Source organism: Capnocytophaga haemolytica, from assembly GCF_001553545.1.
Classification (GTDB): Bacteria; Bacteroidota; Bacteroidia; order Flavobacteriales; family Flavobacteriaceae; genus Capnocytophaga; species Capnocytophaga haemolytica.
This window is the reverse complement of record NZ_CP014227.1, coordinates 2,247,492-2,270,364: the sequence shown is the minus strand read 5'-3', so window position 1 is coordinate 2,270,364 and position 22,873 is coordinate 2,247,492. Positions and strand designations below refer to the sequence as shown.

16 protein-coding genes and 1 other RNA gene are annotated in these 22,873 nt (G+C 46.4%); 3 read left to right on the top strand and 14 right to left on the bottom strand.

All coding sequences use genetic code 11. From position 1 onward, the window contains the following. Positions 1-49: 49 nt before the first annotated feature. Positions 50-208 carry a hypothetical protein gene (locus tag AXF12_RS12335; RefSeq protein ID WP_159429710.1) on the bottom strand — a complete coding sequence of 53 codons (159 nt, stop codon included), beginning with the start codon at positions 206-208 and terminating at the stop codon, positions 50-52. 312 nt (positions 209-520) lie between these two features. On the opposite strand from AXF12_RS12335, the gene tyrS reads away from it, so the two are divergent. Then, a complete protein-coding gene (gene tyrS, locus AXF12_RS10120; protein ID WP_066430792.1) occupies positions 521-1,816 on the top strand; it encodes a tyrosine--tRNA ligase in 1,296 nt (431 codons plus the stop codon). A 100-nt stretch (positions 1,817-1,916) separates the two neighbouring features. On the opposite strand, the gene ftsZ is transcribed toward tyrS, so the two are convergent. Both ftsZ and ftsA read right to left on the bottom strand, forming a co-directional pair. Continuing rightward, a complete protein-coding gene (gene ftsZ / locus AXF12_RS10115) occupies positions 1,917-3,698 on the bottom strand; it encodes a cell division protein FtsZ (protein WP_066430790.1) in 1,782 nt (593 codons plus the stop codon). A gap of 38 nt (positions 3,699-3,736) precedes the next feature. Beyond that, the gene (gene ftsA / locus AXF12_RS10110; RefSeq protein ID WP_066430788.1) at positions 3,737-5,143 is read right to left on the bottom strand and encodes a cell division protein FtsA; all 1,407 of its coding nucleotides are present in this window, start codon (positions 5,141-5,143) and stop codon (positions 3,737-3,739) included. 369 nt (positions 5,144-5,512) lie between these two features. Here ftsA and ssrA point away from each other — a divergent pair. Next, positions 5,513-5,918: a transfer-messenger RNA gene (ssrA, locus tag AXF12_RS10105) on the top strand. A gap of 56 nt (positions 5,919-5,974) precedes the next feature. Here the strand turns inward: ssrA and purB are convergent. From purB to uvrB, 10 genes are all read right to left on the bottom strand, one after another. Further along, the gene (purB, locus tag AXF12_RS10100) at positions 5,975-7,309 is read right to left on the bottom strand and encodes an adenylosuccinate lyase (RefSeq protein ID WP_066430787.1); all 1,335 of its coding nucleotides are present in this window, start codon (positions 7,307-7,309) and stop codon (positions 5,975-5,977) included. A 5-nt stretch (positions 7,310-7,314) separates the two neighbouring features. Then, positions 7,315-8,442, bottom strand: coding sequence for a DNA polymerase III subunit (locus tag AXF12_RS10095; RefSeq protein ID WP_066430785.1), 1,128 nt, complete (start codon positions 8,440-8,442; stop codon positions 7,315-7,317). Next, positions 8,443-9,222: a TerC family protein gene (locus AXF12_RS10090; RefSeq protein WP_066430784.1), complete on the bottom strand. Its 780-nt coding sequence runs from the start codon at positions 9,220-9,222 to the stop codon at positions 8,443-8,445. Between the two features lie 91 nt (positions 9,223-9,313). Continuing rightward, positions 9,314-9,934 carry a DMP19 family protein gene (locus AXF12_RS10085; protein WP_066430782.1) on the bottom strand — a complete coding sequence of 207 codons (621 nt, stop codon included), beginning with the start codon at positions 9,932-9,934 and terminating at the stop codon, positions 9,314-9,316. Positions 9,935-9,994: 60 nt separating this feature from the next. Beyond that, positions 9,995-11,722, bottom strand: a complete 1,728-nt coding sequence (locus AXF12_RS10080) for an ABC transporter ATP-binding protein (RefSeq protein ID WP_066430781.1) — start codon at positions 11,720-11,722, stop codon at positions 9,995-9,997. 77 nt (positions 11,723-11,799) lie between these two features. Next, entirely contained in the window at positions 11,800-13,521 is a 1,722-nt protein-coding gene (locus tag AXF12_RS10075; protein ID WP_066430780.1) for an ABC transporter ATP-binding protein, read from the bottom strand. Positions 13,522-13,642: 121 nt separating this feature from the next. Next, positions 13,643-14,230, bottom strand: a complete 588-nt coding sequence (locus tag AXF12_RS10070; RefSeq protein WP_066430775.1) for a thymidine kinase — start codon at positions 14,228-14,230, stop codon at positions 13,643-13,645. Continuing rightward, the gene (locus AXF12_RS10065) at positions 14,230-15,222 is read right to left on the bottom strand and encodes a DUF3078 domain-containing protein (RefSeq protein WP_066431986.1); all 993 of its coding nucleotides are present in this window, start codon (positions 15,220-15,222) and stop codon (positions 14,230-14,232) included. The genes AXF12_RS10070 and AXF12_RS10065 overlap by 1 nt, the downstream gene beginning before the upstream one ends. 96 nt (positions 15,223-15,318) lie before the next feature. After that, the gene (locus AXF12_RS10060) at positions 15,319-17,052 is read right to left on the bottom strand and encodes a 1-deoxy-D-xylulose-5-phosphate synthase (RefSeq protein ID WP_066431984.1); all 1,734 of its coding nucleotides are present in this window, start codon (positions 17,050-17,052) and stop codon (positions 15,319-15,321) included. Between the two features lie 4 nt (positions 17,053-17,056). Continuing rightward, entirely contained in the window at positions 17,057-19,048 is a 1,992-nt protein-coding gene (gene uvrB / locus AXF12_RS10055; RefSeq protein WP_066430768.1) for an excinuclease ABC subunit UvrB, read from the bottom strand. Between the two features lie 351 nt (positions 19,049-19,399). Here uvrB and AXF12_RS10050 point away from each other — a divergent pair, with 351 nt between their 5' ends. Beyond that, positions 19,400-21,160, top strand: coding sequence for an ABC transporter ATP-binding protein (locus AXF12_RS10050; RefSeq protein WP_066430766.1), 1,761 nt, complete (start codon positions 19,400-19,402; stop codon positions 21,158-21,160). Here AXF12_RS10050 and recJ read toward each other — a convergent pair. Beyond that, on the bottom strand, positions 21,157-22,848 hold the full coding sequence (recJ, locus tag AXF12_RS10045) for a single-stranded-DNA-specific exonuclease RecJ (protein ID WP_066430765.1): 1,692 nt from the start codon (positions 22,846-22,848) through the stop codon (positions 21,157-21,159). The two genes, AXF12_RS10050 and recJ, sit on opposite strands and share 4 nt — an antisense overlap. Between the last annotated feature and the right edge of the window lie 25 nt (positions 22,849-22,873).

Below are 22,873 nucleotides of genomic sequence, written 5' to 3'. Positions count from 1 at the left end.
AGTGAAACATCTTGTTAATAATATATCATTGTAAATCAATATTATATTCTTACTCGTTGCCACCCTTTACCTTCCTTTTAGCCTTTTGCTTCCTATGCTCCTTCCTGTATGCCCTCACCACTTTCATAAGCCGATCAAGCTCCTCCTTGGTGATATCTACCTTTAATATAGAAGGTTCCAGTGGTATCCTATTTCTCTTGTCAAACACCTGCGCTTTTTATACTGTATTTTCACGATGTAAAAGTACAAAGAATATTTAAACCCTACAAATATTTTTAAGATTTTTTTAGGATAGAAAGCAATATTTTTTACGAAAAATTTCTTATACGCTTATAATAAAGGAGTTAGCATAACTATATAAAATGTTAAAAAACACCCAATCCCTATCGAAGCCACAACGGAGCGATAACGGACACTGCCTCGCTCATCCCAACTAAAAAATATATTCGCCAGAATAGTTGCTATACTGAGAAAAAGTTGTACCTTTGCCCCTCAAAAAGAACAAAGTACGAAAATCAAAATGAAGAACTTTATCGAAGAACTACGTTGGAGAGGAATGATTCAGGATATAATGCCTGATACAGAGCAACATCTTTTAGAGGGGCTCCGCTCCGCTTATGTAGGCATTGACCCTACTGCCGACTCCCTGCATATAGGGCACTTGGTAGGCGTGATGATGCTCCGCCATTTCCAAAACTGTGGCCACAAGCCCTACGCCCTTATCGGAGGTGCCACAGGTATGATTGGCGACCCTTCAGGCAAGTCCGTTGAGCGCAACCTCCTCACAGAACAAGTATTAGCACATAACATCGCAGGTATAAAAAAACAGCTCGCCAGGTTTCTCGACTTCGAAAGTAATGAGCCCAACCGCGCTGAACTGGTCAATAACTACGACTGGATGAAGAACTTCTCCTTCCTGTCCTTTATCCGTGATGTGGGTAAGCACATTACAGTCAACTATATGATGGCTAAGGATTCAGTCAAGAAGCGCTTCGACCCCAATGAAAATACCGATGGAATGTCCTTCACGGAGTTCTCATACCAGCTCATTCAGGGCTATGATTACCTCCATCTTTACCAAGAAAAGGGATTAACCCTGCAAATGGGTGGCTCTGATCAATGGGGAAATATCACCACAGGAGCTGAGATGATTCGTCGTATCTTAGGAGGTAAAGCCTATGCCCTCACCTGTCCGCTGATCACCAAAGCCGACGGAACTAAGTTTGGCAAGTCAGAAGGGGGCAACGTATGGTTAGACCCCGAGAAGACCTCGCCGTACAAGTTCTACCAATACTGGATCAACACCTCCGACGACGATGCTAAACGCTATATTAAAATCTTCACAATGCTCTCTAAGGAAACCATAGAAAACCTTATTGCTCAGCACAATGAAGCACCTCATCTGCGTATACTCCAAAGTAAACTCGCTGAAGAACTCACCCTTTTGGTACACGGTAAAGAAGAGTTAGAAAAGGCACAACAAGCCTCACAAATCCTCTTTGGAAATGCCTCTTCAGCAAGCCTCAAAACCTTAGATGCTAAAACCTTCTTAGAAGTATTTGACGGAGTGCCCCAAGCACAAATAGGTAGAGCTGATCTACAGATAGGCTTAGATATGATAGCTATTCTCTCAGTCAAGACAGGTTTTATCAGTTCAAACTCTGAGGCACGTCGTGCCTTAAAGGAAAATTCTATAGCCATCAATAAAGAGAAGGTAGCTGAGGACTATACAGTAACCCCAGCAGATCTTATCAATGATAAGTTTATCCTCCTGCAAAGAGGAAAGAAGAACTACTTTGTAGTAGAAGTGATTTAGTATATATAATATATTAAGGTGTAAAATACACGTAAAAAATGCGGGAAGCTCAGATGAGCTTCCCGCATTTGCTATGTCAAATTTTTAAATAAGAGTTTCTTTAATCAACATTATCGTGCAAATAAGAGTTGTTCTTTCTTATCTGAAACTCCCCCGAACTATCTTTACCCACACTAGTACGCGACTGATTACCACTACCAAATTTGTAGTTATAGTCCTGCAAGCGACTTGAGCGTTTTGTCATTACATCCGATATTTTCCCATTGATAGGGTCTAATGAGGCATCATCCTCATCATCGAACATACGCATTTGCACAGGTGTGTTGAGGGTGTGGTTTGAGTCTTCCTTTTTATAGAGAATAAACTCATTAGATGATTTCTCAGAGGTGTATTCGTTAGGTTTAGCATCTCTAAAGGCCTGTTCAAGCTCAGTATAATCCTCTAAGGTATATCGTACCTCACCCTTCTCATTGATAGTAGGAGCACTCTCTCTACGGTCTCTATAGCCTCCCATTGAATTGTGACCTACCTCTTGCAACTGATGAACTATAGGAGCTTCATACGTCTCTTCTTTATGCTGCTGGTGCTTAATCATAGGAGATGCTTTTACTTCTTGCTTTCTCTCTGTATTATGATGAGGGGCTGCCTTAGGTTGAGGTTTTTCAACTATCACAAAGGTTTCATCTTCTGAAGAAATCACCTCGCAATCTACCCAAATGTTGAATAAGTCTGATAAAGATTGCTCCTTTTTTATCTCTGGAACTGCAGGAATTGGGTAGTTTTCCTGCGTATTGGCTAAAGGGTTTACTACCGCTCCACGTCGCTCTGTAAGGTCGTGAGTTACTGTTTGGTTTTCATCAAGTGTATAGATTACCTTTTTGGTCTCAGCATTTACAATCTCCTGTTGTTGGTCAGCATCAAAGCCTGTAGCAACTACGGTTACTGAAAGGGCATCACCTAAGGTGTCATCTTCACCAACCCCCATAATGAGGTCAGCCATATTTTCACCTGCTTGCTCTTGAATGAAGTTACTGATTTCCTCTAACTCACGAGGCGTAGCCTGCTTGTCCCCAAAAACGACTAACAGCAACGCGTTTTTAGCACCTGTTATTTTATTGTCATTTAATAAAGGTGAGTTGAGCGCTGCGGCTACGGCATCATAAGCACGGTTTTCACCGTCGGCTATAGCAGAACCCATAATGGCGGTACCACCGTTTTCGAGTACAGTGCGGGCGTCGCGTAAGTCTATATTCATAATATAGTGCTTACTGATTACCTCAGCCATTCCTTTAGCGCCTTTAAGTAGAATCTCATCAGCTTTGGCATAACTTTCCTTAATACCTAAGTCCCCGTAGATTTCGGTGAGCTTATTGTTATTGATTACAATAAGGGAGTCCACACTATCACGGAGCTTCTTAATCCCTGCTTGTGCTTGACGGCTACGTTTCAAACCTTCATACATAAAAGGTGAAGTGACGATAGCCACGGTGAGTATTCCCATTTCCTTAGCTTGCTTTGCAATTACAGGAACGGCACCTGTACCAGTGCCCCCTCCCATACCAGCAGTGATAAATACCATCTGGGTATTCCCCTCTAAGGCTTTACGGATATCCTCTAAGCTTTCAAGAGCAGCTTTCTCGCCTATCTCAGGGTTTGCTCCAGCACCTAATCCTTCAGTGATAGTGATTCCCAACTGGATTTTGTTAGCTACGGGGCTATTTTCAAGGGCTTGGGCATCGGTATTACATACCACATAATCCACCCCTTTGATACCTTCGTTGTGCATAAAATTTACGGCGTTGCACCCTCCGCCTCCTACGCCAATAACTTTAATATAATTACTGTTATTCTTTGGCAAATCAAATAGAATGTCTTGGCTCATATCAATTTAATATCATAATTATTTGTTCTACATTAGTACTAATCATCGCTGTCTAAAAAGTCTTTAATTGTTTTATTAATTCGTTCCCAGAAGGATTTGCTTGCTTTTGTATTATCCTCTATGTCATCTTCCTCCACCTCGTTATGAGTTATCACATTAATAGGCTCAGTTTCTGTGCTAAAGGAAGACTCTGAGGAGGTCCCGATGGACTCGGAGGTGTATTTGTATTCGTTTTCTTCTTGTGCCTTAAGTGCCTCCAAGCGTTGTCTGAATTGCTCTTCAGCGTCATTTTCAATAGCACTCATCACCAGCCCTATGGATGTTGCATAGATAGGAGATATAATCTTAGGATCGGAGTTGCTGGCTAAGTGTTCGTCAGGATAACCTATACGAGTGTCCATACCTGTGATGTATTCCACAAGTTGAACGATGTGTTTTAGCTGACTTCCACCTCCAGTGAGCACAATGCCAGCGAAGAGTTTTTTCTTAGTTTCTTCGTGTCCGTAGTTTTTGATAACGTTGAATACTAAGTTAATAATTTCGCTTACACGCGCGTGGATAATCTTCGAGAGATTTTTAAGGGTAATTTCTTTAGGTTCTTTGCCTTTAATACCTGGGATAGAAACGATCTCATTATCACGGTTCTCACCAGGCCAAGCTGAGCCGAATTCTACTTTGAGCATTTCAGCTTGACGGGTAAGGATCCCACAGCCGTCCTTGATGTCATCAGTGATGATGTTGCCTCCCATTGGGATTACAGCTGTATGACGAATGATACCATCTTTAAAGATCGCCACATCAGTTGTGCCACCTCCTATATCTACAAGCACTACACCAGCATCTTTTTCCTCTTCGCTGAGTACTGAATTGGCTGAGGCGATGGGTTCAAGGGTAAGTCCTGTTGATTTGAGGTTGGCGAGTTCTACACAGCGAGAAATCCCTTTGATAGAACTTACTTGCCCGATGACTAAGTGGAAAGTGGCGTCTAACCTTCCTCCCATCATACCGATAGGCTCTTTGATGTCGCCTACATTATCCACTTTGTAATCTTGTGGAAGGGCGTGAATAATTTTCTGCCCTGGGGAGAGCGCGATAGAGAATACTTGCTCTTTAAGGCGTTCTAAGTCTTCAAAATCAATGAGTTTCTCAGCATCTGTACGGGTGATATAATCACTATGTGAGCGGCTTAGAATATGCTGACCAGCGATCCCAACCACAACATTTTCAATATCTAACCCTGTTTTTTCTTTGGCATCTTGGATAGCATCCATTATGGATTGGGTAGTCTTAGCGATGTTGTTCACAACGCCCTTATTAATGCCCTCACTTTTAGCCTGTCCATAGCCTAAGATCTGAATTTTACCGTATTCGTTTTTCGTACCTACCATAGCGACTATTTTGGTAGTCCCGATGTCCAATCCTACGAAATATTTTTTATGTTTCATCTTTTTAGTAATCGCTCGTAATTAGTTAAATTTTCATCCAAATGTTTTAATATTTTAATCAAAGCAGTTGATTTTTAGCTATAATAATTTTAACTGCAACAATGATTTAGGTAGCAAAGATAAACAAAAAATCAATACTTAATGCAAAAAGTTATTAATAAGTTATCAACAATTTTATAAACAATTGATTTTCAATGTTAATAAAAATGTTAAAATTGTTGATAAGTGTCTTAAAATAGTTAATTTCTTCTTGTTTAGTGTTGAAAGTTCGATATAGCTTCGCTTGATATTTGATTAAAAATTTTGTTGAATTTTTGCAAATAAAAAAAATATTGTACCTTTGCCGCAAAATTCATTTAATGACAAACTGGGGTCGACTGGTTTTGACAGTAAGTGTAATTGAAATGTAAGCATACCGAGCTGTGAAATGAATGCTCGTTAAAATCTATTTCAAAATTTTTAAATGGCGAGAATAACTACGCTCTTGCTGCCTAATCTGAAGTTTAGTACGATTACTGGCTAAGTCCTCACAGGGTGAGGAAGCGAGATGTCTCCGAGCAGCCCTTGTTGACGGCGGCTCATCAGGAGGCACCATAAAAGTCAACATTGAGCTGGAAGTGTAGTTCCTGCTAATAGCTCATGATTTTAAGGGACTGAAGCGCTCAGTGGGCGGCTGCGGGTCAGCTGGGCGACGAAAATCAAACCGAAGCTAAGTATGTAGAAAGCATTTTGATTGCTTATTTGGACGAGAGTTCGATTCTCTCCGACTCCACTAAAAAGGTCTCTATCAGATTGCTGGTAGAGATCTTTTTTATTCCTTAAAACTATTTCCTACACCCCCGTATAATTCTCGGGGGTAATGGCTTTGAGTTCGGCTTTCACCTCCTCAGATACTTCAAGGGTGTCGATAAAGTGCGCGATGGTCTCTTGTGTGATGGCGGCATTGGTGCGCGTGAGTCCTTTAAGAGCTTCATAAGGATTGGGATAGCCCTCGCGGCGCAAGATGGTTTGTATTGCCTCAGCTACCACTGCCCAATGTGCCGCTAAATCCTCGCGTATTGTTCCCTCATTGAGCAAGAGCTTGCCCAAGCCTTTTAGGGTTGATTTCAGGGCGATGAGCGTATGCCCAAAGGGCACCCCAACGTTGCGCAAGACGGTGCTATCGGTAAGATCGCGTTGCAAGCGCGATACAGGCAGCTTTGCCGAAAGGTGCTCAAAGAGTGCGTTGGCCAAGCCGAGGTTACCCTCTGAGTTCTCAAAGTCTATCGGATTTACTTTGTGAGGCATCGCCGATGAGCCTACTTCCCCAGCTTTGATTTTCTGCTTAAAATACTCCATAGAAATATAGCCCCACAAGTCTCTGTTGAGGTCTATGAGTATGGTATTGATGCGCTTTAGGCCATCAAACAGGGCTGCCAAGTGGTCGTAATGCTCTATTTGAGTGGTAGGGAAAGAGTGATGTAGCCCCAATACTTCCTCTACAAAGTGGGTGCCGAACGCCTTCCAATCCCGAGTGGGATAGGCTACTTTATGGGCGTTGTAATTGCCCGTAGCCCCTCCAAACTTAGCGGCAAAAGGCACTGACCTGAGTAAGCCCAATTGCTGCTCTAAGCGCACTACAAACACCTCAAACTCCTTGCCTAAGCGCGTAGGCGAAGCAGGCTGACCGTGAGTGCGGGCCAAAAGGGGTATATCTTTCCATTCCTTAACATAGCCTTTGAGTGTGGTGATAAGCTCTTGTAACTGTGGTTCATACACCTGCTGTACGGCTTCTTTGAGCGAGAGGGGTATGGCCGTGTTGTTAATATCTTGCGAAGTGAGTCCGAAGTGGATAAACTCCTTGTATTTCTCTAATCCTAATGTATCAAAAGCCTGTTTGAGATAGTATTCTACTGCCTTCACATCGTGGTTGGTAGTCTTTTCTATCTCTTTTACCTTCAAGGCTTCCTCAGTATTGAAGTTTGTATATAAAGCACGCAATGCCACGTAATTCGTCTTAGGAAAAGATTGGAGCTGAGGCAGCGGAGCCTCGCATAGGGCGATAAAGTACTCTACTTCTACCTGTATGCGGTAGCGTATCAATGCTTCTTCTGAAAAATAAGGCACTAAGGCAGCGGTTTGTGCTGCATAACGCCCATCGATGGGTGAAATTGCTTGTAATGACATTGTTTCTATGGTTTTGTGTGTATTAATCGTGTAAGTTTGATAGCAAGGTCGGTGAAGATCACTTTGCCGTTGCCATTGCGCTCAACGTGGAAGATAGCCTCCTCAATGAGCTTGTGGATGCTCTCAATATTATTGCCGTGGATAAAAGGGGCAAACTTACGGAGGTCGAAACTCGCATCGGCGAACTGCATATACACGAGCCCTTCGGTGGCGTAGTTCTGCAGGAGTGCCTGCCGAAATACTTCTGAGCAGTAGAGCAAAAAGAGCTTTTGTGTCTCCCGCCCGTATGTGTTAATCTCATCGCTCCACTGCAAGAGTCCTTGTATGGCAGCCTTATTGCCCTTAGCGCGATATGCCGAGCGCACCCAACTGATAAACCACCGCTCAAAGAGAGCCTCCTCGCCCTCTTTATTGTCGATGAGTTGCAGCGCTTTATGGTAATTGCCCTGCGCACGTACAGCGATGCGATGCGCTTGGTTAGCCTCTATCCCTCTGGCGATAAGTGCCTCGCGGATGGCCTGTTCTCCCAGCGGTGGAAAACGCAATACTTGGCAGCGCGAGCGTATGGTATCGAGCACGGCTGCCTCGTCTTCTACTACGAGCAGGAAGACGGTCTTCTCTGGTGGCTCTTCCAAGAGCTTGAGCAGCTTATTTGCCGACTCACTATTCATCTTTTCAGCCATCCAGATAATCATCACCTTATAGCCCCCGTCAAAGGATTTTAGGGCGAGCTTGCTGGTGATCTCCTTCGCCTCTGCTACCCCTATATTGGCCTGCTTTTTCTCTATCCCAAGGAATGAGAACCAATCAAAGACACTGCCATAAGGCTGCTCGCTGAGGAACTGCCGCCACTCCTCCATAAAGAGACTGCTTACGGGGTCTTTTTTCACCTTATCGGTGGTGGAAGTTGGGAAGGCAAAATGTAGGTCAGGGTGTGCCAAACCCTTCAATTGCAACTGTGCCTGTGGCTTATCCTTGCCCAATAAGTAGGAAGCGTAGGCAATGGCCATTGGCAATGCCCCCTGCCCCTCAGCGGCGGCAAAGAGCTGTGCGTGGGGTATGCGCCCTGCGTCTACACTCTCTGTGAGGTAGCCCTTGATTTTCTCGTAACCTATAATATCGTTAAAATCCATTTACTTTGCCTTTTTGCGCATACGCATATTTAAGAACTCTACCCCCAGCGAGAAGGCGATCGCAAAGTAGAGATAGCCCTTAGGCACTGCCCCTACGTGTTGCCCTGCGAGGACTGCATCGGAGAGGTGCATTGCCTCGGTGATAAGCATAAAGCCTATGAGTATCAGGAACGAGAGTGCCAATATCTGGATGGAAGGATTGCGATTCACAAAGTCGCCCACAGGGTTAGCAAAGAGCATCATTATCCCGACTGAGAGCACTACGGCGATGATCATCACGCAGAGCGAGCCCTCCATTCCGTTGGTCATACCCACGGCGGTGAGGATACTATCCAACGAGAATATCACGTCTATCATCAGTATCTGTGCGATGATCGCCCCAAAGGAAGCGTGTTGCCGCTGCTGTGGATTGTCGGACTCGGTTATGTGCTCTATGTGGTTTACCTTGGCGTGAATCTCGTGTGTGGATTTATACAAGAGGAAGATACCCCCTGCGAGCAATATGAGTGCCTGCCCATTAAAGTCAGCCTTAAACCAGCCCCAGTCGAGCGATAGCCACGGGTCTTTGAGGTGTGCCAAGTACGAGACAAAGCTCAAGAGGCCGATACGCAAGAACATCGCCAAGAAGAGCCCCACGCGTGTGGCGCGCCTACGCTGATGCTCGGGCAACTTACCTGTAACGATTGAGATAAATATCACGTTGTCAATCCCCAAGACGATTTCTAAGAACGTCAGGGTCAAGAGAGCCACTAAGGCATCGATACTAAAAAGGTATTCCATAATACTTTTATTCAATTGAGAGCGCAAAGATACAAAAATAAAATGAGATAGCAAGCAGCCATCTCATAAAACTATTTTCATCCATTATACATTATAATTCCTCCCCTTCAAGCGTAAAGTAAAATCCCTTCTCATTGGCTTCAGCAGCTGCTTTGCGCTCCTCCAAATCGGTGATTTGCGCTGCTATAGCATCGAGCCTATCCTCCAAATCAGCTTCAGGCACTACCTCCAAACGCGGATGACGCCGCAGATAGTGCGCATTCATCTCTATGAGGCTTTCACTCTTGTTATTCAAGTCGTAGAAGACATCATTATGCACATCAAGGCGATCGCGTGTAGGGTTCTCACCAAAGTAATCATTAGATAGAAAATCGCGCAACTCCTGCTCTGTAAGCCCGCTAAGGAGCTTATTAAAAGCGGCAAACAGCTCCAAATGCTTATACGCCTCTATTGCCTCCAAACCCTCACCCACAAGGTTGAAGACCGTCACATTCGGACAGTTATACACAAATTGCGAGAACCCCCCATTGTATACCTGCGCCAGATAGTAATCCACATAATAGCTGTAAAGTGCCTCACGGCAGATCTCCTCCTCATTGAGGTAGCGACTGAAAAGCCCATTGACCACGTCAATATTGCTCATCACCAAGTCATAACTATCGGTGCTATCCATCGCCTCCTGCGTTACAATAATATCTTTTGCTAATAACATACGATTTCCTTTTATAATTTCGGGGGCAAAGGTATAAAAATAAAATGGGATAGCAAGATGTTACTTCACCTTAAACCCTCCTGATTGCTGTTGCAAAGTCCAAAGTCGGTGGTAGATACCTTGCTGAGCCATTAGCTCTTGGTGCGTGCCGCGCTCGGCAATTTTACCTTCTTCGAGTACGAGTATCTGCTGTGCTGCACGTATGGTTGCCAGCTTATGGGCGATGACCACCACGGTCTTATCCTTGATAAGTTCCATTATTGCTTGCTGTATATATACCTCATTCTCAGGGTCAAGACTTGCGGTAGCTTCATCTAAGAGCACTATAGGGGCATCTTTCAGTAGGGCACGAGCAATGCTGATACGCTGCTTCTGTCCGCCCGAGAGCTTACTGCCCCCTTCGCCTACAGGGGTATGTAAGCCTTCGGGTAAATCCCACGCAAAGGAAAGCACCTGTGCGCGCTCAGCTGCATCGAGTATCTCTGCCTCAGTAGCCTTAGGGTTGCCGACTTTGATATTGTTGTAGATCGTATCGTCAAAGAGATATACCTCTTGAAATACCTCACTGATAAGCCCATAAAACTGCTCCTGACGTATATCGCGCACATCTACCCCTCCGATGCGTATTGCACCGCTATTCACGTCCCAAAAGCGTGCTATGAGAGAGGCTATGGTAGTCTTCCCTGAGCCCGAGTGCCCTACTAAGGCTACCATTGAGTGCTGTGGCACGGTGAAGTTCAGGCCCTGCACTGTCGGCTTATCTAAATAACCAAAACTGACGTTCTCAAAAGAGATGTCGTAGTGTGTGGGGAAGAGGTCTTTCTCACTTTCCATCGTAGGCTCATTAAGCACATCAATCACGCGGCGCATACTCTCATTCATATACCGAATCATCAGGTAATCCACCAGCACCACCTTGATAGGGTTATAGAGCGTATAGCCCAAGATGAGGAAAGTAAGCAGCACAGGCACAGTTATCTCGTGGTGCGTCAGGTAGTAAATGCCTAAGGCGAGCATTGCCAAGAAGCCCATTTCCAAAACGATAAACGAAAGCGTAACACTCGGCCCAGGAATGGTCTCTAAGCGGATACTCTTGCGCTTCAGATCAGCATAAGCCGCTATAAGCCCTTTATAGTTTGCCCCCGTATAGCCATACGACTTTAAGTGGCGTATCCCCTGCACGTACTCTAAGAACTTCGCCGCTGCGGTATTGCGCGCCTGCACTTGCCCTCGGCTGAGTTGCAACTTATCCACAATGTAAGTGCCTGCTTTGAGCACGGGATACACCAAGGGCAATGCAGCCAAGAGGCAGAGCGTCAGTTGCCAATTGCAGAAGAACAAGAAGACTGAGAGCAGTACCGTACCGAAAATTGCCGCACACATATTGCCAAAGCTATGACCAAAAATATGCTCAAAAGAGCCTACATCTTGCAGCACCACACCGCCAATCTCACCTGGGTCGCGCTTCTTAAAAAAGCCTAATGAAAAACGCTGTAATTTATTGCCCAACATAATGCGCACTTTGGTGGCAATGTCGTATACCAATAGATTAGAGCTAATAAGCGTGCGTGAGGCTACAAAAAGCTGTGTGACCAATAGCACTGCCATACCGATGAGCACACTGTAAATAACCCACATACGTGGTGCAGGGGCAAACAATTCCCACAGCACTACCAACAGAAAGCCCGCAGGGGCTGCTATGAGCCAACTGTGCAATAATTCCCAAAGCACGGTCTTGCGTGCCTCCTTGGGATTTAATGATAATATATATTTGATATTCTTGTACATAGTTTTTTTTAGAAAATTAGAAATTAGGAAAATAGAAATGAGGAGTTAGCGAATAGCATTGGATCTACTCTATTCGCTCAAAGCTCAAAGCTCAAAGCTCTCTCCTGAAAGTCCCACATCCTCTTGTAAAGCTCCGACTGTGCCAAGAGCTGTTCGTGTGTTCCTTTGGCATTTATCTCACCTTTGTCAAAGACGATAATCTGGTCGGCATCGGTGATAGTGCTCAGGCGGTGGGCAATGATAAGCACCGTTTTATGGCGTATAAGTTCGCGCATCGCCTGCTGTATCTTGTGCTCATTCTCAGGGTCGGCAAAAGCCGTCGCCTCGTCCAATATCAATATAGGGGCATCTTTGAGAATTGCCCGTGCCAACTGAAAACGCTGCTGCTCGCCGCCACTCAGGTGCACTCCCTCAGCCCCAAAAGGCGTATCGTAGCCCTCGGGTAGGCGCATTATCAGCTCGTGGATTTGCGCCAGTCGCGCCGCACGCTCTATCTCCTCACGCGTCTTGTCCATACCCATACGGATATTCTCATACATCGACTGCTGGAACATAAAACTGTCCTGAAACACAAACGACACCCGCTGCATCAACTCCTCAATGGGGAACTGACGTATATCTACGCCCCCAATCTCAATAGCCCCCTCTTGCACGTCCCAAAAGCGCGACAAGAGCTGAGCTACCGTGCTTTTCCCTGCCCCCGAAGGTCCTACCAAGGCGGTTATCGTTCCTTCCTCACACTCAAAATCAATATCAAAAAGCACCTTATGCACCCCATCATAAGCAAAACTGACCTCCTTAAAACGCACATCGTAACGGGTTGGAGCGGCAATGGTATTGTTATTGGGCAGCTCTGCCTCACTCAGGATACCGTCAATCTGTGCCACCCCACGGTTGATGAGTTGCAGTTGCATTGCCATATTGCTCAGCGCAAATAGGGGGCGCACATAGCCCGTACCCAATATGAGAAATAGCATAAGCGTAGATAGCGAAAGCCCGTTGTGGAAATACAGGTATAAGCCTACCGCCAACACAGGCAGCACGGCATTGCTCGAAAAGCTCATAAAGACCGCAAAAGGCATCGAACTGCGCCGTATCCACGCACTGACAAAGTGGTGAAAACGCTTTACCTTCGCCCCGTACTTCTCAAAGCTCTCTGCCGACTGCTGGAATATCTTCATCACAGGGATCGCCCGTACATACTCCACTATGCCCGCATTCATCTCTTCGAGCGAGGCATTGTACTTCTCGGTAAGAGTGCGATTTTCGCCTACAAACATCGCTGGGAGCAGTACAGCCAAAAGCACCAATGGGAAAAGACTTGCCAATGCCAATCTCCAATCGACAGTGAAGAGGTAGACGAGCGTTACCAATGGCAGGGCAATCGCCTTTACGAAGTCGGGTATTTGGTGAGCGATAAAAGTCTCGATGCGCTCCACATCGTCCGTGAGTATTTTCTTAAATACCCCCGAGTTGCGCGCTCCCAGATAGCCCATTGGCAGTCGCCCAATCTTCTCTGTGAGGCGTTTGCGCAAACCAAAGAGAATGTTGAAGGCAGCTATGTGCGAGAGTGCCCCCGAGAGCAGAAAGCACACCATACTGAGCACTACAATCCACACGGCCTGCACCAAATAGTCCTTTACGGCGGTAAAGTCAGGTGCCGCTTGCGTTATCTGTTGCAGAATGTAGAACACCAATACGTAAGGCACCAGCGTGAGCAAGGTGTGGACTACCGCTAAGAGACACGAGGCAAAGAGCAGTCCCTTGCGCTCCCCAGCTATTTCTAAAAGTCGTTTCATCGTTATTTAATTTAGAAAAATTAACTCGGCAAAGGTACGGCTTTATGCCCACACAAATTTTCATCTGAGTAACTATTTTTTATACCTCAGTAGCAAAGTTGTTTTTATTTGTGAAGAATGTTTATCTTTTGTCTTTCATCGCTTTATAGAAGGCAGCCCTACTCAGCGGTTCATAACTCTCTTGCTCGCCGAGCAGTCGCTGGCTGTCATTTGCCACTTTGCGATAGCTGTAATGGGCTAAGTTGCCCGTGTGAGTGCATATTGCGTGCACCTTGGTAACATACTCAGCGATAGCCATCAAGTTAGGCATCGGTCCAAAAGGCTTGCCTTTGTAGTCCATATCCAAGCCTGCCACAATCACCCGTACGCCGCGGTTGGCGAGGTCATTGCACACATTCACAATCTCATCATCAAAGAACTGCGCCTCGTCGATGCCCACCACATCGCAGCCGTCTGCCAAAAGTAATATCTGGGTAGCTGCTTCCACAGGGGTTGAAGGGATCTCGTTAGCATTGTGCGAAACGATATTTGTATCGTCATAACGCGTATCGAAACTCGGCTTAAAGATCTCAACCTTTTGTTTCGCAAATTGCGCACGACGCAGCCTGCGGATCAGCTCCTCGGTCTTACCCGAAAACATTGACCCACAGATCACCTCTATCCAGCCAAAATGCTCGCCCGTATGATGGATTGTATTCTCTAAAAACATCAGAAAGTATATAAAATGCCTATCCCTAATATTTGCTTAAACTGTGTGCGTGCTCCATAGGTATGTGTCTCACCTGCTGCATCTTTGTATGAGTAAAACTTCACGTCGTCGTCGTACTTAATGTGTACCCCTACGCGAGCCTGCACATAGCTATTCACCTTCAGATTGAGGTTCGCCTCCCAATCTACATCTATATTACCAAACTTCTTGAGATAATCGCCGTAGAAGCTAAACCTCGTGTCAAACAAGATGTTCTCCATCAGCTTCTTATTCCATTGTCCGTTGATTGAAAACCCCAGTTCCGTATGCGATTTCTTCCCCTTATCCACTCCGAAAGCCCCTTCGTCAGATAGCGTCTTGTCGAGTACTAAGGTCGTTTTTGCTGTGATAGGCGAAAGGAAGATATTAAAATGTGTCTTCTCAGGATCAGGAGCATATTCTCCTCCCAAACCAAACGTGATATATGCTGGTGCAAAGAACTTTGAGATCGCCTTTTCAGTGTCTGGGTAATTATACCCGTTGCTTATTTGTGAAAGAAACTGATAGCGTGCCGTGTAATACCAAAACGATTCCGAATTGCCACGGTAGCCAATCGCCGATACTAACGATAGTTTATCGTCGGTCTTGCGTACCTCACGCCCTTTCTGAGCATTGATACCATAGTTGATTTCCAGTTCATTATCCCAGAAGTAAGTGCGTTCATTATAACGCCTGCGAAAGCGTCCATTCATCAAACCCGAAATAGAGTTCTCACCCCCTGCACTCCAGTTTGAGAAGGTTACCTCACTCATATTCAAGCCTACTTGGTTGAACTTGAACCATTTCTCTTGCTGCTGCTTAAAGCGCTTGAAGGTGTATTTCAGAGCCTCTGGATCATCCTGCACAGTGATGGTATCCGATTTTACAGGGTAGGTAACTTCCTTAGCTTTACGTATTTGCCCTATCGCAGAACAACTGCATAAAAATAAGCTAATGTAGATAATGTTCCTCATCTTCATAAGTAGTGCTGATATATTTCGGGCTGCAAAGGTACGCAAAAAAATCTGAGAAGCAACGTATATAAGTTAAAAAATGTATAAAAAAGACCTTTAAAGTTCCTTTAAAGCACTTGCCAAGCCTTGCTGTAGCGAAGTGCGTCCTTCTGCTTCGGTCACGAACCTATCAGGCAAGCCTACAATCTTCAAAGTGTTCGTGTAGCCGCCCTTTGCTGCAAATGCTGCGATAGCACTACCTAAACCGCCTATTGCACTGCCTTCTTCTATGGTAATGATAACCTTGTATTTTTGGAAAATGTGTTGTAGCAAATCCTCGTCCAAAGGCTTGAGAAAGCGGATGTCAAACAAGCCAAAACGCTCAGCCTCTTTTGCCTGTGCGATCTGCTCAAGCGCCAGTTCATAAGTGGTTCCAATGCTGATTACAGCCACCTCCGATCCCTCTTTCAGTACAACTCCTTTCCCAATAGGGATGCTTTCAAAAGCCTGCTGCCAATCCTGCTGATGGCAACGCCCGCGTGGGTAGCGTATCGCAATAGGGTAGGGGAGTCCCTCTTGGGCGGTGTATAGCAAGTTGCGTAGCTCAGTGGCATTGCGAGGTGAGGCGATTACGAGGTTAGGCACAACACGTAGAAAACCTATATCAAATACACCGTGGTGCGTTGCGCCATCTTCCACCAAGCCCGCCCTATCAATACAGAATACCACAGGGAGATTTTGCAGCGCCACATCGTGAATAAGTTGATCATAAGCGCGTTGCAGAAAGGTGGAATACACCACACAGTAAGGTACGAATCCCGCTACAGCCCAGCCTGCCGCAAAAGTCACAGCGTGTTGCTCGGCAATGCCTACGTCCAGCACCCGATCGGGAAACTGTGCTTTCATCGTGAGTAAACCACTGCCTGTGGTCATTGCTGGGGTAATTGCCACAATGCGAGGGTTGTTAAGGGCGAGCTCCGTAAGTGTCTTGCCTACTACGTCTTGGTATTTATCGGGGAGAGCAGTCTTTTCAGTAAAGGGCAACCCCGTCACCTTGTCAAAAGCTCCTGTGGAGTGGTATTTGCTCTGCTGTTGTTCTGCCTGCGCTAAGCCTTTACCTTTGGTGGTAATCACGTGCAGAAGGCGTACACCACTGCCGTCCTTCTCTGCCTCTAAAGCCGTAATCAGCGCAGGGAGGTTGTGCCCGTCCACCTTACCCTTATAGGTGATGTTCAGATCCCCAAAGAAAGTATCTTCCTCACCCGCACGCAAGCCCGAAAAGTAAGTAGCTAGTGCCCCCACAGTAGGGTCAATAGCCATAGCGTTGTCGTTCAGCACGATCAGCATATTCGCCTGTGTAGTGCCTGCATAGTTGAGCGCCTCAAAAGCCATTCCACTCACTATCGAAGCATCACCAATCACTGCAATATGTACCTGCGATTTATCACCTGCCAAATCTGCTGCCATAGCCATTCCTAATGTCACAGAAAGTGAGGTCGAAGAATGCCCCGTACCAAAGACGTCGTAAGTGCTTTCTTCTCTCTTGGGGAACCCACTAATACCTCCTTCCTGACGTATGTTCCGAAAAGCCTCACGCCTGCCCGTGAGTATCTTATGGGCGTAACACTGATGTCCCACGTCCCATATCAGCGGGTCAGAAGGCGTATTGAAAACATAATGCAATGCCACTGTGAGCTCCACCACCCCGAGACTTGCCCCAAGGTGCCCACCTCGCTCCGACATCACTTCTATGATGTACGCCCGCAGCTCCTCAGCCAAAGCAGGGAGCGCCTCCACAGGGAGCTTGCGCACATCCGCAGGTGAATTGATATGTTGTAGTAACTGCTTCATAAGGCTATTCTCTTGCAGCTTCCAACTTCTTGAGCTCATCGCGATATTGAGCGGCTTTTACAAAGTCCAATTCCTTAGCAGCTGCCTCCATCGCCTTGCGCGCCTCACGAATTTGCTTTTCTAATTCCTCTTTTGAGAGATACACAGGCGAAGGCTCAGCAGCCTTTGGCAGACTGTTGTCGTAATAAAACTCAGTAATGGGGCTCTTGCTCAGTGTGTTCTCAATACGCTTGTGCAAAGGTTGCGGCGTGATATTATGCGCCTTGTTATAGTTCATTTGCTTCTCCCGTCTGTAATTCGTTTCGTCAATGGTCTGTTGCATACTGTCAGTGATCTTGTCGGCGTACATTATCGCCTTCCCGTTGATGTTACGAGCGGCACGCCCCACTGTCTGCGTCAGCGACCTATGCGAACGCAAAAAGCCCTCTTTGTCAGCATCCAAAATCGCCACTAACGACACTTCTGGCAAGTCCAATCCCTCGCGCAGGAGGTTCACCCCGATAAGCACATCAAAAAGCCCCTTGCGCAAGTCCTGCATTATCTCTACACGCTCCAAGGTGTCCACATCGCTGTGTATATAACGGCAGCGCACCCCAATACGCGTCAGGTATTTGGTGAGTTCCTCAGCCATACGCTTGGTGAGCGTAGTTACCAGCACCCGCTCGTCCTTCTCCGTACGCTGCTCTATCTCTTCCACGAGGTCGTCAATCTGATTCTGACTGGGGCGCACCTCTATCTCAGGGTCTAACAAACCCGTAGGGCGGATCACCTGCTCTACGTACACCCCACCCGTCTTTTGGAGTTCAAAGTCAGCAGGGGTAGCACTCACATAGATCACTTGGTTTTGCATCGCCTCAAACTCCTCAAACTTGAGCGGGCGATTATCCATCGCTGCTGGCAACCGAAACCCGTATTCCACCAAGTTCTCCTTACGACTGCGGTCGCCACCATACATCGCGTGTACTTGCGAGACGGTTACGTGGCTCTCGTCAATCACCATCAAGTAATCATCAGGGAAATAGTCAATGAGGCAGAAAGGGCGTGTGCCTGCCTCCCTACCGTCTAAATAGCGCGAATAGTTCTCAATACCCGAGCAATACCCCAGCTCGCGTATCATCTCCAAATCGAAGTTGGTACGCTCCTCAAGGCGTTTGGCTTCAAGGGCTCTGCCTGTATTGTTAAAGTATTCCACCTGCTTTACGAGGTCTTGCTGTATATTCCATATCGCCTTTTGCAGTACATCGGGCGAGGTTACAAACATATTGGCAGGGTAGATATTCAGTTTCTCGAAGTGGTCAGTAACCTTGTTGTTAGTAGGGTCAAAGCTCTCAATACGCTCTATCTCATCACCGAAGAAATGAATGCGAAAAGCGTTGTCTGCATACCCAGGGAAGACGTCCAGCACATCGCCTTTTACACGGAAATTCCCGTGCATAAAGTCGGCAGTAGTGCGTGCGTAAAGACTCTGTACAAGCCTATGCATCAGCTTGGTACGTGGCAGTACATCGCCCTCAGCGATGGAGATGACGTTCTTCTGAAACTCTATGGGGTTACCGATACCGTATAGACACGACACTGAGGAGACTACCAGCACATCGCGCCGCCCCGAAAGCAGTGCCGACACCGTACTGAGGCGCAACTTTTCAATCTCCTCATTGATAGAGAGATCCTTCTCTATATACAACCCAGAGGAGGGTATATACGCCTCGGGCTGATAATAGTCGTAGTACGAAACGAAGTACTCCACCGCATTATTGGGGAAGAACTGCTTGAACTCATTGTACAGCTGCGCAGCGAGCGTCTTGTTATGCGCCAGCACCAAGGTAGGGCGTTGCACCTCTTGGATCACGTTGGCGATGGTGAAGGTCTTCCCAGAGCCCGTAACCCCGAGCAGCACTTGGTCGCGGTCGCCACGCAAGATGCCCCGCGTAAGCTCCGTAATAGCCTCAGGTTGATCGCCCGTAGGGGCAAAGTCGGATACGATATTGAATTTCATAAATCAGCGAATAGCCAATAGCTTTTAGCGTGTAACTATCAGACGGCAAAGGTACGACATTTATTCCGATGTGCCAAAGAATTCCACAAAGAAATAATACACAAACGGCGGTCGCTTCCATCCTTCCTCAACGGCTCTGCGCAGGATCTCCTATGGATCTCGAATAAACATAGAACACACACAAAACACATATCGAAGTCAGAACGAACTCAGGACGGAACCAGAACGGAGCCATAGTGGGTTATATAGAGCAAAGAAACCCTATATTTCTCAGTGGTTTGTAATTTTTCAAGGTTGAGAGTGCCCTTTTTATGGCTTTTTTTCGTATCTTTGCGCCCTCAATTGAATCGAATGTCAGACCATAAAGTTAATAAATCACATACTTTTAAACAGTTATATCACTTTGTAAAGCCTTATCAAGGGGTGTTCTTTGCTGTGGCGCTCTTTGCTATTCTGTCGTCGTTGTTCTCAACGGGGCAGCCTTATCTGATTAAGATAGCGATGGACAAATACATCGCCCCTAAGGACTACGAGGGCTTGGTGCGCATCACCTACGGGCTTGTTGCACTATTGGTGGCAGAGGTGTTGATGCAGTTCCTGTTCTCTTATTACTCTAACTGGCTGGGACAGAACGTCATTAGGGACGTTCGCGAAAAGCTCTTTGCCCACTTGTTGCGCTTTAAAATGCGCTACTTCGATAAATCGTCAGTGGGTGTGTTAGTCACCCGTGCTGTAAATGATATGGAGCGCATCGGTGAGATATTCTCTTCGGGATTGTTTGAGATGGCTTCCGACCTGCTCAAGATGTTGGTTATTACCGTAGTAATGTTTGTGATTGACTGGAAATTAGCACTGATCAGTTACGCCACAATGCCTTTTATATTGTACTTTACACGCTGGTTCCAACGGGCTATGAATGCGGCTTTTGTGGAAGTGCGCAAGGAGGTGGCGCACCTCAATGCCTTTGTGCAGGAGCGTATTTCAGGCATTAAGTTGGTGCAGCTCTTCGCTCAGGAGAAAGAGGAACTCGAGAAGTTTAAAGTGATCAATGAGCGGCATAAGCGTGCGTGGCTGAAGACTATTTGGTACAACTCAATCTTCTTTCCCATAGGTGATTTGTGTGTATCGATTACCATTGCACTGATTGTGTGGTTCGGTGGTTATCAGCTCGTCAGCACAAGTGTTTACGACTTAGGGAATATATTCTTGTTTATCCAGCTCAGCCAGCAGCTCTTCCGACCGTTGCGCCATATTGCCGATAAGTTCAACACCTTGCAGATGGGGATTATTGCCTCTGACCGCGTGTTTGCTATCTTGGCTGATGAGGCCGATGAGGAGCTTGAAGGCACGCGCCAACTTACAGAGGTGAAGGGAGATATCCGCTTTGTGGATGTTCATTTTGAGTATGTGAAGGGTGAGGGGATTCTCCACGGGGTCACCTTTGATGTGACACAGGGCGAGACTATTGCTATCGTGGGGGCTACAGGGGCAGGCAAGACTACAATTACCAACCTGCTCAATAGGTTCTACGATATTAGTTCAGGAGCTATTTATGTGGACGGTGTGAATATTAAGGAACTCAGGCTCTCTTCACTGAGGAAGCATATCGCTACCGTACTGCAAGATGTGTTCTTGTTTGCCGATAGTATCTTGAATAACATCACGCTTAAAGACCCGAACATCACTGAGGAAGAGGTGATTGAGGCAGCTAAGAGCATTGGGGTACACGACTTTCTGATGAGTCTGCCAGAGGGCTATCACTTCAACGTGAAAGAGCGCGGCACGATGCTTTCAGCAGGGCAACGCCAGTTGATTGCCTTCCTAAGGGCTTATGTGCATAAGCCACAGATACTCATCTTAGACGAAGCTACTTCTTCGGTAGATTCGCACTCTGAGAAGTTGATTCAGGAGGCTACTGAGCGAATGACGCAAGGACGCACTTCGATCATCATTGCGCATCGCCTCACTACGGTAAAGAAGGCAAGCAAGATTATTGTGCTTGATAAAGGAAAGATTGTGGAGATGGGCACTCATACTGAGTTGTTAAAGGTAGAAAACGGCTATTACCGCAATCTGTATGAGGTGCAGTTCTTGGATAGTAAAGCCTCTTAGCGTATGTCGCGGATATGTAGTTGTAGGCTGGTTTGCCCGTTAAAGTGATTCTCTTCAATAGAATAGACAATCTGAAAAGGTCTTCCTGACTTTACAAGGGGTAGTTTATGCCCTAATGAGAAGCCTACGGCAGGGAGGTATTGCTTGCCATCTCTGTCCTTTACGGTGAGCTTAAGGTGTTCTTCTTTATTGCCGATGGCACGCGCATAACCAGTATCTACCACATTACCTGCGTAGAACACAGGGGTCATATTCTCAGGGCCAAAAGGCTCAAACTGCTTGAGAATGGCGTATTTCTTAGCAGTGATTTCTTCTATGGGTAAGGTGGCATCTATCTTCAGCTGAGGGGCGCGCAGTTCAGTAGGGAGGCTTTGTGCTACTATCTGCTCAAAGGCGGCTTTAAAAGGCTCGTATTGCTCAGGTAGCAGCGTGAGCCCCGCAGCATACGTATGTCCGCCAAATTGCTCTATATATGTGCTGCATTGCTCTAAAGCTTCATAAATATCAAAGCCTCGCACTGAGCGCGCTGAAGCAGCGTATTTGTCTCCGCTTTTGGTAAATACGACGGTAGGGCGGTAGTAAGTTTCCATTAATCGCGAGGCTACAATGCCTATGACCCCCTTATGCCACGCCTCGTTATACACTACGGTAGTGTAGTGGTTTTCTTCACCTCGCTGGCGTATCTGTTCAAGAGCTTCCTCAGCAATACTGTGGTCTAAGGCTTTACGCTCTTGGTTTAGCGCCTCAATCTTCTTTACTTTGGCAAGGGCTTCATCGTAGTTGTTTTCGGTGAGAAGTGCCACCGCAAGGCGACCGTGCTCTATGCGTCCCGCAGCATTGATGCGAGGGGCTGCCTGAAAGACAACATCGCTGGTGTGTACTGATTTATCCAAAGGAAATAACACCCGTATGCCTGCCGAAGGATGTGTGTTAATGATTTCCACTCCGTAGTACATCAGCACGCGATTTTCACCGTTTACAGGTACGATATCCGCAGCAGTTGCCACAGCAACCAACTCCAATAGTGGTTTGATTTCTTCAAAAGGCTTCCCTAAGAATGCGTTGTGTGCTTGTGCAAACTTAAAGCCTATACCACAGCCACAGAGCTCTTTATACGGATAGGGACAGTCCTCTTGCTTAGGGTTGAGGATAGCCACAGCCTCTGGCACCTGCTCGCTGGGGCGGTGGTGATCGCAGATGATGCAGTCAATACCTTTCTCCTTAGCGTACAGCACTTTATCAATAGCCTTGATACCACAATCTAAGGTGATAATCAGGCTGCAATGGTGCTCTACAGCATAGTCAATCCCTTCGAAGGAAACACCGTAGCCCTCTGTGTAACGGTCGGGCACATAAGTAAATAATTCGGATGTAAACTGTGATAAATAGCGATACATCAGCGCTACAGACGAAGTGCCGTCCACGTCGTAATCGCCGTAGATGAGTATTGCCTCTCCCTCTTCAAGTGCTTTGTTGAGCCGCCTTACAGCCTTCTGCATATCTTTCATCAAGAAAGGGTCGTGTAGGTCATCTATTGAAGGGCGGAAAAAATGTCGTGCCTCTTCAAAAGTAGTGATACCTCGCTGGGCTAAGAGTTGTGCTAATACTTCGCTGATGTTTAGTTCAGCACTTAGGTTTCTTACAACCTCTTGTGGAGGAAGCGGCTTGAATATCCAATCGTAATTCATATAAAATAAAAGAGGTCAGAAGTCA